The organism is Sphingobacteriaceae bacterium (genome assembly GCA_002319075.1).
Lineage (GTDB): Bacteria > Bacteroidota > Bacteroidia > B-17B0 > Aurantibacillaceae > Aurantibacillus.
The window spans coordinates 1,971,018-1,984,196 of the sequence record NVQB01000001.1 but is presented as its reverse complement, the minus strand read 5'-3'; the positions used below and the strand labels follow the sequence as shown (position 1 = coordinate 1,984,196).

Below are 13,179 nucleotides of genomic sequence, written 5' to 3'. Positions count from 1 at the left end.
TAAATGGTATTGATTTTAAACAACAAAACCCCGCCACAGATTTACCATGACGGGGTTTATAAGAAAAATTACTGAAAAAAATCCCTGCGGATTTATTTAGATACAGTTAATTTTTTTACAGTAGATCCTTGTTCTGAATCGATTACAACATTGTAAACACCTGTTGCAAGAGCTTTAACATCTAATTGCAATGTGTTTTCACCTGAATTAAGTGTAGTTGCTTTTTTGTAAACTACTTGTCCTAAAGTATTAACAATACTTACAGTAGCTTTTCCGCTGTTGTTAGCATTCATGATAATACTTGTTTCACCGTTAGACGGATTAGGGTAGATAGTTACTTTTAGTTGATTTGCGTTTAGCATTTTAATACCAGTACAAGCGTCAACATTTACAACTATAGAAGTAGAAGCATCTTTACAACGCGATTGATCTTTGCTGCTGATCATATAAGTAGTAGTTTGGGAAGGAGTTACTACTTGAACTGCTGCGGTAGAAGAGGAGGTGCTCCAGCTGTAAGAACTAGCTCCTGTAGCTGTAATGGTAGCAGTTTCGCCTACACAGATGTTTTCGCGATTGCTTGTTGCTACAACTGTTTGAAGTGCACAAGATGACAGATTAATATTATCAAGGTACATATTGTTACCATAATCACTAGTACCTACAAATTTAATAAGGAGGTCTTTATTAGCATATCCACTTAAAAATACGGTATCGGTTCTCCATTGGCTGGCCGAAGGTGTAAAAGGGGATGTTACCACTGGCGCTGTCATTAAACCAGCTCCATTTTTTGAATACACATTTGTCCAGTTAGCACCACAATCATCAGACACCAGGATATCTAATTGATCAGCGTCGCCGGATGCATATTGTGCATAAGCTACGTCGAAATGTAATTTAGGTGTTAGAGAAGTTGTGTGGTAAGCCGGAATGTTTAATTCGTTTACTGAACCGTTTGGAAAAGTGAAAAGATCAAGTTTTGTAGCATTTGCGCTTAGACCGTAACCACCGCAAGTGGTAACTTTAGCCCAGCTCGGACCATTGTAGTTATTATAAGTAGCAAAACCGGCAGGTGGGAAAGTAGCTCCTACAAATCCTTCTGCAACCGGAGTTCCCTGGTAGTTTGTAACACCAAAGAATTTAGTGCCGGCGAAGTTGTTCGGTAAATTATTATCTGAACCAGAAACGTTACTGATGGTGTAAGAGAAATTGTTTACACCTCCAATAATAGCAGTTGAAGGAAGATTAATTACCGTTGTAGCTCCGGGAGCTAAAGATCCTGACCAGTTAAAGATAGCTCCGTTAGTACCGTTCATTGTTGGATTAATATCAAAACTAGAGATGATGTTTGATCCGTTGTTGTAAATGCTGATTTGTGGGGAAACAGTAGTTCCACAGATTGTTGGAATAGTTCCAACAAGAGCTTTAGCATCATTTGTTACCGGCATTTTCACTGCTCTTACAGCTTGTGCTACTTTTTGATTGCCATCATCCTGGATAAATCCAACAAAAGCAATTTCAGATTTGTCACGTGCGTAAGATGGAATCGGACAATTTAAAGTGAAAGTTTGTGTTTGACCTGTAATCCAGGTACCTACCATTGAAACACCGTTTTGAATAGTAGGGAAAGATTTGATAGCTACATCTTCAAAATCTTTTTCACCGTTAGTTCCTGGTTGTGTTGCGAAGTGAATTACATTCTCAACCATTACCGTTCTGAATATTAAATTGCCTGTAGCTGTAAAGTTTGCTGAAGCAGTAATATTTACTGTAAGATTTACCGAGCTAAAAGTAGCATCCCAGGCACGTGCCATGGTTACTGAAAACGCGGATGTATAAGATTGAGCTGTAGTAATAATGCCTGAAGTTAAGTAACCTGGGTGGCTGCTTGTAGCTCCAAATACAGTTGCTTCTTGTCCGTCGATTTTACTCGATGGAGCAGATTGAATTGCAGGAGAATATCCATAACCACCGTTAGCAATGGTTTTCCATCTCCAGTCAATTTCTGTTTTGTTAGTTTGGTATAATGACCATGTAGCGGTAGGAGCACTTGGGATAGGCACCTGCCATTTAATGGCAACGATTTTGGTTGTGTTGGTTGGTAAAGCTAATAAAGCATTAAGCGCAGGATTTGTTGCTGCACAAGGCGGACAAGTCTCTCCTGTGAATTCTTCATACAAAGAAAGACGTGGCGTTTGCGCTACGGCTGTCATTCCGGTGATTAGTAAGCCGGCTAGTAAATGTTTTTTCATGGTGTATTAGTTTTTATTATAGATTGAATATCAAATATAATGATCTGCAAATGATTTACCACCGGAAATGCCAAAATAGCTGAGGTGAAAATGCGATTTTAACATAATACATAGCTCTATGTAAGAATTGGCACACCTTACAGCTGATTTTTTTCGTGTTTACCTGTTTATGCAAAGATCATGTATTTGCGATTGCCTTTGATGCATCAGCTTGAAAGCCATTATTTGCAAGGCATTGAGGGGTACATGCTTAAAGTAAGGACATAAAAAAAGCTGTTCTTTTCAGGAACAGCTTTTCTAAAATTTTAGATTTTATTATTTGATCACATTTAATTTTTTCACGGCAGAACCGTTTTGTGAATCAATTATTACATTGTAAATGCCTACTGCAAGTTCTTTAGTTTCTAACTGAACTGTGTTTGCGCCTTCGGTTAAAGTTGTTTCCTTCGCAAAAACCACCTGTCCTAAAGTATTTACCACAGAAATTTTTGCGGAACCCGCTTTCATATTAATCATTTTTAATTGCGTGGTACCATTGGTAGGATTAGGATATAAGCTCAGGTTTGAAGACACAATAACATTTTTGGTAATACCTGTTACATCAGCAAATCGCAGATTAATATTATCCATGTAAAGATTATTCCCATTATCACTTGTCGCAACAAATTTAATTAACAGGTTGGCCTGCTGATACCCGCTAAGATCAATGCTTTCTGTTTGCCAGTGATCAAGAGGATTTTGTGAATCAGGAACATAAGCGTTAGCATAAAGATTGCTATTGGTTGTTAAACTTGAACCATGTTTTTTCATTAAGCTGGTCCATGTTACACCACAATTGTTAGAAACAAATAACTCAAGAGCATCATCACTTTCAGCTACGCGTTGCGCGTAAGCATAATCATAAGATAGTTGCGCACTTGTTGCAGTAGAAAGATCCATAGGAGGAAGATAAAATTCATCCTGGTCTCCAACAACACTGTTATTGAAGAAATCATATTTAGTAGATTCTTGTGAAGTGTTGTACCCACCGCTAACATTGCTTCTCGACCAGGTTGGACCGTTGTTAAGATTTACAACACCAAAGCCCTGTGGCGGGAAAGCAGCAGCTGTAAAGCCTTGTGCCACCGGTGTACCCAGGTAATTAGACGCACTCATATAAGTTACGCGGGTTGTATTTTTGATAAGGTTGTAGCTCGGTGAAGCGATATCAATATCACATGAAAAAGTATGACTACCCGAAAGTGCCGGAGAAGAAATCTGGTTCATTGTAATAATGGTGGTAGCCCCCGCTGCCAGGTTGCCCGTCCATTGTGTAACCGGAGCTGCAATACCATCCACATAAGGTGTCAGAGTCATAGCTGTGATTGCACCAGAGGCGCTTTCGTTTTTAATTTCTACAGTAGGGGTAATCAAATTTGTACAGGTTAAATCTACGTTGGCTGAAAGCCCTGACAAAGCAGTTTGTGGGATCGCTGCTTTATTAGCTCTTGCGGCCTGAATTACTTTTCTGTTGCCATCATCTTGTATAAAGCCAACAATAGCTACCTGATCTTTTTTTCTTGTGTAGGCTGGTAAAGGGCAGCTAAGTGTAAATGTTTGTGTTTGTCCTACAGTCCATGTACCTGGTAAAGATGTTCCTAATTGAAGTGTTGGAAAAGACTTAATAGCTACATCCTCAAAATTCTTTTCACCGTTTGAGCCTGGTTGCACTGAAAATTGAATCAAACGTTCAACCATAACAGTACGAAAAACCAATGATCCCACAGAACTGAAAGGTGCTGTTGCTTGCACAGTGATAGTTACATTAACTGCTGTAGTACTTTTATTCCATGCACGCGCTATAGTTATTGAAAAAGGAGAAGTATAAGATTGTGCAGTTACAAGGTGATTATGTGTTAGATCTATAGGATGGCTGGATGCCGCGCCAAAAACCGTAGCTTCTTGTCCGTCGATTTTACTGGATGGTGCAGATTGAATGGGAGGTGTATAACCATAACCAGTGCTTTTCCATCTCCAGTCAATTTCCGTTTTATTGGTTTGGTATAACGACCAGGTTTTTGTGGGAGCAGAAGGAATAGGAACCTGCCATTTAATTGGAATGGTAAGCGCAGAGTCTGCCTCCAGTAATTGATTCAACCCTGGATTGGTAGAAGCACAAGGCGGGCATGTTTCACCTGTAAATTCTTCATATAGAACCATACGGGGAGTCTGAGCCGCAGCACTCAGAACTAATACTAAAAAACTTAAAAGGAATAATTGTTGTTTCATGAGCGAATTTATTTTATTGTTTTTAATTGTTTTATAATGAATCTAAAAGTATAAATTCAAAAAAAATCCGTTCCTTTTTTTTTGGAACGGATCTTCAGTTTTTACGTTATATTAGTTTACAACTAATTTTTTAGTAACCGTTGCTTCTGCCGTTTTAATGCTGGCAAAATAAATACCCACTGAAAGATTTTCGATATTTAAATCAATTTTGTTTTTTCCTTCAACGATCGAAACTTGTTTTTGAAAAACAACTGCACCAATAGAATTATAAACAATTACCTGCGACTCGAAAGACTTTACAGAGTTTACAAGAATGCTTGCATTTTCTTTTGCCGGATTCGGGAAGATCTCAAAAGAAGATAAACTTTTGTTTGCTTCTTTAATCCCTACAGGAGCTGCAACATTATATTTAATTGTAATTTGAACAGAGTCGCTAGGATTGGATGCATTAAAAATAGTGTATTTAATATGACTTATACCGGGCGTACTTCCCTCAGCAATATCCGCTGTAAGCATTTGATATTCGGTGCTTGATTGCGAAGCGCTTGCCCCTCCGTTAAGGGTAGTTCCCCCGGGAGAAACTTCTGTTACGGAAGCAAAACAATTTCCGGCAAAGCAAAAAGAAGCATCTGCTCCGTTGTTTAAAATAACATCATAGCGCTTCGTTTTATAAGTATTAGTAACCGTACTGGTATTAGTAATGTCAATATTAATAAGGGTAGACTTATTAGCTTTTGTTGTTGAGTAAATAATGCCATTAGGAGCTAATGCAACATTTCCAGCCTCAACGTGACGTAACTGAATTGTAGTTTGTGATAAGAGGTTTGCAGAAAGAGCTGCGAGTAAAATAACTAGATGTTTTTTCATTTTGATAGTTTTTAGTAGTCTTTATTTATAATCGTTGTTTATTTCGTAATGTTTATTTTTTTTACAAGTCTTCCGTCGTTAGTAGTTAGCGACACCGTGTAAATGCCATCCGCCAAATTTTTAAGATCTACCTGTAACGTAGTTGATCCGGCAGTCAAATTAGTTGTTTTGTTATAAACCACCTGGCCAAGTGCGTTGATTACTGTAACCGTTGCATCTGAAGATCTTCCAGAGCTAACTATTAAATTTGTAACTCCGGTGCTTGGATTCGGATAAAGAACCATGCTGGAGCGTGAAGTAGTTATTTTTGGAATGCCCACTGTAGGAGATTCTAATTGCAGTAAGTTAATATTATCAAGATATAAGTTGTTACCATTATTATTAGTCACCACAAATTTTACAAGCACATTTGGTTTGTTGTAACCCGGAAATGTAATGTTTTCTGTTCTCCATTCGTCTGAGCTGCCTGGCACGTAAACAGTGTTTGATACGGGAGCAGTGGTGCTTAAAGTGCTTCCATGTGCACTGTAAAAATTGGTCCAGGTTGCGCCGCAATCCATAGACGCAAATACTTCAAGTTTATCATCACTTGTATAATTACGTTGCGCATAAGCAACATCAAAAAACATAAGAGGATCAACGGTACCACTTAAATCTACCGGAGGTAAAATAAGTTCGTCCTGATCTCCAATAACCGTGTTTTTATAAAAATCATACTTAGCGGATTGTAAAGGCCCGACATTAAAACCGCCCGCAGCAGTGCTTCTGCTCCAGCCTGCGCCAGCGTTTGGATTAACAACAGTAAATCCTGCAGGTGGAAAAGCACCCATAACAAATCCTTCTTCAATAGGATTGGTTTGATAGTCGGTAGCCACGAGGTAATTTGTTTTACCACTATTATTACTCGGGTTAAAATCAACAGCGTTGATAGATGTTACGCTGTAAGAAAATACGTGAGAGTTATTTACCGTGCCGGTTGTCATGGCGCTTAGAGGAATGGTTGTGTATGCTCCTGGCGCAAGATTTCCTGTCCAGTAATTCACTGCACCCGCAACATTATCCACCGCAGGAGTAATGGTCATGCTGGTTATAGGATCGGCACCGTTATTAAAAACAGTCACCTCAGGATTGATATTGCTATTACAGGTAACAGGTACTTTTGCCCCGGCGGCAAGTGCATCATTCGTTAACAGGGCCTTTCCTGATCTTACAGCCTGAGCCACTTTTTTATTTCCGTCATCTTGTATAAATCCTACAAAAGCAATCTCTGCTTTCTCTCTTACATAAGAAGGAAGCGGGCAATTTAAAGTAAAGGTTTGTGTTTGACCTGTAGTCCACGTACTAGCCATGGCTACACCAGATTGAATGGAAGGAAAAGATTTTATAACAGCGTTTTCAAAAACGGTTTCGCCATTGCTGCCCGGAGAGCTTGCAAATTGAATTCTTTCTTCTACCATAACAGTGCGAAATACAAGAGATCCAACAGAGCTAAAAGGCGCAGTAGCTTGAATGCTTACTGTAAGAGTTACAGAAGTACCGGTGGCATCCCAGGCACGGTTCATAGTAACTGAAAAAGCGGAAGTATAAGATTGTGCAGTGGCAATAACGCCGTTCGAAACATATGCAGGGTGGTCATTGGGAGCGCCAAAAACCCATTGGTGCTGACCATCAAACAGACCCGATGGAGCTGAACTAATTCCCGGAGTGGAAGGGTCGGTTTGAACCCATTGACTCTGATAGCCATATCCCGATCCCTGGTATCTCCAGTCAATCTCTGCTTTATTCGTTTTGTAGAGTGACCAGGTAGCCGTAGGTGCAGAAGGAATAGGAACCTGCCATTTGATGGAAACGACCTTGGCGGTATTACTTGGTGCGGCTAAAATAAGATTCAGCGCAGGATTTGTAGAAGCACAGGGAGGACAATTTTCACCGGTAAATTCTTCAAACAGCGACAAACGAGGTGTTTGTGCTGTTACTGTTAAACCAAGAAAAAGTATACTTAAGGCAAGTAAATTTTTATTCATCTTAATGATCAGATATTTGTATTCTAACAAAGATAACACCAAGCGCTCCTTTTACGTTATATACAAATGTTAAAAAGCTAAATTTAGAGAGAGGTGGTTATATTTTTTGTATAAGTGGTAAATCGCCCCAGATCCTTAAAAAAGTCTTTTTTTGATGGGTTTTTTGAGTTTTGAGGACGATATTGTGTAATTTTGCCGCCTAAATGTTACTTAACAAGTCCCTTGAAGGGATTTTTGATTCCCGATTGCAAGAGCTAAACCTTAACCAAAATCATTGGTTTCAGGGTTTAAACGGATCTTCTTTGTCTTTTTTATTGCAAAGCATTGTTTTGCAAACACACAAAAATCTGATTGTTATTGCTTCTGATAAAGAAAGAGCGGCTTACATTTTGAATGATTTGGATGCTCTTCTTCCCAAAGAAAAAGTTTTATTTTTTCCAGAAACCTACAAACAACCCTACCAGATTGAGAAAACAACTAACGCAAATATCCAGGAGCGTGCTGAGGTTTTAAATTTACTTTCTAAAGATAATTTTAAAGGTGTTGTTGTTACTTATCCGCAGGCGCTAAGTGAGAAGGTGACACTTAAAAAACAGTTACACCAAAATACCTTACAAATAAAAAAGAACGAAAAGTTATCTATTGAATTTATTTCTGAGTTCTTAAGTTCATATAATTTTGAGCATGTTGACTTTGTTTTTGAACCCGGTCAGTTCAGTATTCGCGGGGGAATTATAGATGTTTATTCTTTCGCGAATGAATATCCCTACAGGATTGAATTATTTGGAAACGATGTAGAAGCGATAAAAACCTTTGATCCCTCCACGCAATTATCAACTGCGAATTTTGATTTTGTAACTATCATTCCAAATATTAATTCAGCTTTATTTAACGAAGACAAAGCCTTACTCTTTAATTATTTTGATAAGGCTGATAGCATGTTAGTGATGGAAGATGCCAACTATATGTTTGATGTTTTCGACAAAAAACTGGAGTCAGCGCGCAAAGCCTATAACAATCAAACGGGAGAAGTAAAACAGGTTCCGCCTGAAAAATTATTTTCTGATTCTACGGAATTAAAATTCACCATAAAAGGTTTTCCGGTTATTGAATTTGGAATTAGTTCTTTGCTTTCCTCTGATACTCTGAAATTTAATCAACGTCCGCAACCTTCCTTCAATAAGAATTTTGAACTATTGATTTCTAATTTGAAGGAGAATAAAACGCGCGGATACAAAAATTATTTTTTAACGGATAACGTAAAACAAGCCGATCGTCTTATTACCATTTTTAATGATTTGCTTGTAAAAGAACATCGCACTTACGATACCCTGATCGATTATTTGCCTATCAATATTCACGAAGGGTTTATTGATGAAGATCTGAAGATCGCGATTTATACAGATCACCAGATCTTTGAAAGGTATCACCGTTTTAAATTAAAAGAGGCTAAACATAAAAATGCCGAAGCTTTTACCATTAAAGAATTGCTCACGCTTAACCCAGGTGATTATGTAACCCATATAGATCATGGTATTGGTCGTTTTGCCGGACTTCACAAACTTAATATCAATGGCAAAGAGCAGGAAAGCGTAAAATTATTATTTCGCGACAACGATACTTTATATGTAAGTATTCATAGTTTACACCGTATTAGTAAATATAGCGGCAAAGAAGGTCAGGTGCCGCGCATCGATAAATTAGGCAGTACTACCTGGCAGACTCTGAAGGCGAAAACAAAACGCAACGTAAAGGAGCTGGCTTACGATCTTATCAAATTATACGCACAACGCAAAACAAAACCCGGACACCCTTTTCCAAAAGATAATTATTTGCAACATGAATTGGAAGCTTCATTTATTTATGAAGATACGCCAGATCAGATTAAGGTAACGCGTGATGTAAAACGAGACATGGAGCGTTCGCATCCTATGGATAGGTTGGTTTGTGGGGATGTAGGGTTTGGAAAAACTGAGATCGCGGTGCGTGCAGCCTTTAAAGCGGTATGCGATAGTAAACAAGTGGCCGTGCTTGTGCCAACAACTATTCTTGCTTATCAACATTATAAAACATTTAAAGAAAGACTTCGCGATCTTCCGTGCACAGTAGAATACATCAATCGTTTCAGGTCTGCGAAGGATCAGAAAGAAATTTTTAAGCGTTTGTCAGAAGGAAAAATAGATATTTTAATAGGCACGCATAAATTGGTAAGTAAAGACGTAAAGTTTAAAGACCTAGGCTTACTTATTATTGACGAAGAACAAAAATTTGGCGTAGGGGTAAAGGATAAATTAAAGACTTTTAAAGCGAATATTGATACTCTAACACTTACTGCAACGCCTATTCCAAGAACTTTACAATTTAGTTTGATGGGCGCGAGAGATCTTTCAGCAATCTCAACACCTCCGCCAAATCGTTATCCCGTGCAAACAGAGTTGCATACTTTTGATGAAGAATTAATTCGTGATGCAATAAGCTACGAATTGCAACGCGGAGGCCAGGTGTTTTTTGTAAATAATAAAGTAGGTAATATAACCGAGGTTGCAGGAATCTTGCAAAGGCTTGTGCCGGATGCGCGTATTGCCATTGGCCACGGTCAAATGCCCGGCGACAAGCTCGAGGATGTTATGCTGGGTTTTATGGAAGGCGATTACGATATTTTAGTAGCCACCACCATTATTGAAAGCGGATTAGACATTAGTAACGCCAATACTATTATAATTAACGATGCTCAAAATTTCGGATTAAGCGATTTACACCAGATGCGCGGTCGCGTGGGAAGAAGTAATAAAAAGGCTTTTTGTTACCTGTTAGCGCCTTCTCAAATATTATTAACGAGTGAAGCTCGAAAAAGATTAAAAGCAATCGTAGACTTCAGTGATCTTGGAAGTGGATTCCAGATTGCGATGCGTGATTTGGATATTCGCGGTGCCGGCAATTTATTGGGAGGAGAGCAAAGTGGGTTCATTAATGATATGGGTTTTGATACTTACATGAAAATTTTGAATGAAGCCGTTGAAGAGTTAAAAGAAGAAGATTGGTATAAAGACATTGTAGATACAAATCAGGTAACGGATAACTCTGTGTTCTCAAGACAGTTTGTAAAAGAAACCGTTGTGGATACAGATTTACAATTATTAATTCCGGATGCTTATGTGAGCAGTCTGACCGAGCGCCTGATGCTTTACAGGGAACTGGATAATATCACCAAAGAAGAAGATCTTGTTTTGTTTGAAAAGAATTTACGCGACAGGTTCGGACCAATTCCGGCTGAAGCTATAGAATTGATTAATGTGGTGCGTCTGCGCTGGAAAGCCATGCGCCTTGGTTTTGAGAAGCTTACCTTGAAAAATAAAAAAATGCTTGCGTACTTTTTAAACAAACAGCAGAGTGACTATTTTTCAAGTCCTATGTTTCAGGCATCCCTTATGTACGCGCAAAAATATCCGAACCTTTGCACCTTGAAAGAACAAAACAATAAGTTATATTTAACCATTGAAGATGTGGATTCTGTGAAACGTTCTGCGCAGGTTCTGTCGCAAATTGAAGACCTGATCCAGTTTCCTGAGGTGCCTAACGAAGTGTAATTTTCGTTTTATAAATGAAGCCAAAATCAAGATCCATACTTATTTTAAGCATTTTGTTTGGGTACATTTTGCTGCAGTTTTTATGGTGGGAAATGTTACTGGTGAAGCAAAACGATAGAATTATCGGTGAAAAGATAAAGTTGACCGAAATCACCTCTACAAATGAAACTCAGCTAAAAGAAGATCTTAACGTGCTGCATCATAAAAAGAAAATGCAAACTGTTATGATCGTGAGCGAAGGAACTGTTTTTCTTTTATTGCTTCTTTTTGGGATTTATAAAATCAAACAAGCTTACGACAAAGAAATTTTCCTCAACAATCAACAGAAAAATTTTTTTCTAAGTATCACACACGAGCTCAAAACTCCTATTGCAGCTACTAAACTACAACTGCAGACTTTACAGAAACAAAAATTAAGCGAGACAATTCAGCAGGAACTTATTTCTAATGCGTTGCTTGAAACAGAGAGACTTAACGCGTTAATAGATAATATTTTACTGGCAAGTCGTCTGGAAACAGGTGAGTTTATTACTAAAAAAGAGAAACAAAATCTTGGAGTGTTTATAGAAACAGTCTTGAAACGCTACTACAAGAACGAATTAATCAGCGGCGAGTTAAAAACGAATTTATCACCCGATATTTTTATGGAGATTGATGTAAACGCGTTTCCATCCGTTATAACCAATCTTGTGGATAATGCGCTAAAATATTCTAAACGGGAAAAGGAAATACTCGTAGAGTTAAAACTGGTAGATGGAAAAACAAGCATGTTTGTGAGTGACCAGGGCTGCGGCATTTCAGATAACGACAAGGTAAGGGTTTTTTCAAAATTTTTCAGAGCAGGTAATGAAGAAACCCGAAGTACTAAAGGAACCGGTTTAGGTTTGTACATTGTAAGATACATTCTTACGCAACACAATGCAGAAATAAAAGTAAAAGATAATAAACCTTGCGGGAGCATTTTCGAAATTAAATTTTATGCGTAAACTTTTCACTCTTTTCGGAGTAGCACTTGTTATGGTAGGATGTAATACTTCTTCTAAGAAAATAAAAAGTGATTTTGTTCTAACAAAAGATAGCAGCCTGCAGTATGCAAAACGCTTTGCAATGTCAAAGGGAAATGGATTTACTGCTGTATATCTATTCGGTAACAGGCACAATCACGATACCACAGCAACATTTATTCTTTACACAGATTCTGCTAATCTCCCTGCAAAAGGAATTCGGATCAGACGTCCTTGTAAAAAGATTGCCGCTTTAAGTAGTATATACGCGACCATGTTTTGCGAGTTACAGTCTTCAGATAAACTTTCCGCTATTGACAATATGGATTACGTGAACAATCAAGAGGTCATTACAAAGTACATGAAGGGTGACTTAAAAGAACTGATGAAGTCGCCGCAAATCGATCTGGAAAAAACGGTTATGCTAAATCCTGATATCATTTTCACTTTTGGAATGGGTGAAGGCGAAAAGGATGTGGATAAAAAACTAGAGCAGACCAAAATCCCTGTAGCAATAAGTGTTGATCACCTCGAAGAGAGTCCGCTGGCAAGAGCGGAATGGATCAAATTTTTTGCGGCGTTTGTGGACAAAGAAAAACTGGCTGATTCGATTTTTAAAGCGGTAGAAAAAAATTATTATGAGTTAAAACAAATTGCCTCACAAACAACTTATAAACCCACAGTTTTTAATGAAATAAAATACAGTGATTCGTGGTATATGCCTGGAGGAAGAAGCTATGTAGCACAACTTTTAAAAGATGCAGGAGCAAATTATTTATGGAAGGAAGATACGCTTTCTGGCAGCCTTCCTTTGAGTTTTGAACAAGTATATGTAAAAGCAAAAAACGCAGATTTCTGGATCAATCTTTCGACTTTAAGAACAAAGAAGGAATTGATAGGATTTGAGAGCCGTTATTCGGAATTTAAAGCGTATCAAAATGGAAATTTATATAACAATACCAAAGTGACTAACAGTAAGGGATATAGCAATTACTGGGAAACTGGAATGATTTATCCGAACAGAATTTTGAGTGATTTGATCCAGGTTTTTCATCCGGCATTGCGCGAAAAAATTAAAACGGATTTTTGGTATTACGAACAACTACGCTAGTTTTACCACAGATTATACTGATCTCGCAGATTAATAAAAATGGAATCATTACTAACTTAGATTTCTAAA

Annotated in this window: 7 protein-coding genes; 3 read left to right on the top strand and 4 right to left on the bottom strand. The window is 38.0% G+C overall.

What is annotated here, in order from left to right:
* Window positions 1–92 precede the first annotated feature (92 nt).
* The 4 genes from CNR22_08730 to CNR22_08715 form a co-directional block, all read right to left on the bottom strand.
* A complete protein-coding gene (locus CNR22_08730) occupies window positions 93–2,249 on the bottom strand; it encodes a hypothetical protein (protein ID PBQ31849.1) in 2,157 nt (718 codons plus the stop codon).
* 315 nt (window positions 2,250–2,564) lie between these two features.
* Complete coding sequence (locus CNR22_08725; GenBank protein PBQ31848.1) at window positions 2,565–4,517, bottom strand: hypothetical protein; 1,953 nt, start codon at window positions 4,515–4,517, stop codon at window positions 2,565–2,567.
* Window positions 4,518–4,628: 111 nt separating this feature from the next.
* Entirely contained in the window at window positions 4,629–5,384 is a 756-nt protein-coding gene (locus CNR22_08720) for a hypothetical protein (GenBank protein PBQ31847.1), read from the bottom strand.
* A gap of 38 nt (window positions 5,385–5,422) precedes the next feature.
* Window positions 5,423–7,408 carry a hypothetical protein gene (locus CNR22_08715; protein ID PBQ31846.1) on the bottom strand — a complete coding sequence of 662 codons (1,986 nt, stop codon included), beginning with the start codon at window positions 7,406–7,408 and terminating at the stop codon, window positions 5,423–5,425.
* A 203-nt stretch (window positions 7,409–7,611) separates the two neighbouring features.
* Here CNR22_08715 and mfd point away from each other — a divergent pair, with 203 nt between their 5' ends.
* Genes mfd through CNR22_08700 form a run of 3 tightly spaced genes read left to right on the top strand, consistent with a single transcriptional unit; the run spans window position 7,612 to window position 13,110 of the window.
* Window positions 7,612–10,995, top strand: coding sequence for a transcription-repair coupling factor (gene mfd / locus CNR22_08710; protein PBQ31845.1), 3,384 nt, complete (start codon window positions 7,612–7,614; stop codon window positions 10,993–10,995).
* Window positions 10,996–11,009: 14 nt separating this feature from the next.
* Entirely contained in the window at window positions 11,010–11,981 is a 972-nt protein-coding gene (locus CNR22_08705) for a two-component sensor histidine kinase (protein PBQ31844.1), read from the top strand.
* Window positions 11,974–13,110, top strand: a complete 1,137-nt coding sequence (locus CNR22_08700) for a hypothetical protein (GenBank protein PBQ31843.1) — start codon at window positions 11,974–11,976, stop codon at window positions 13,108–13,110. Before CNR22_08705 ends, CNR22_08700 begins: the two co-directional genes overlap by 8 nt.
* Window positions 13,111–13,179 lie beyond the last annotated feature (69 nt).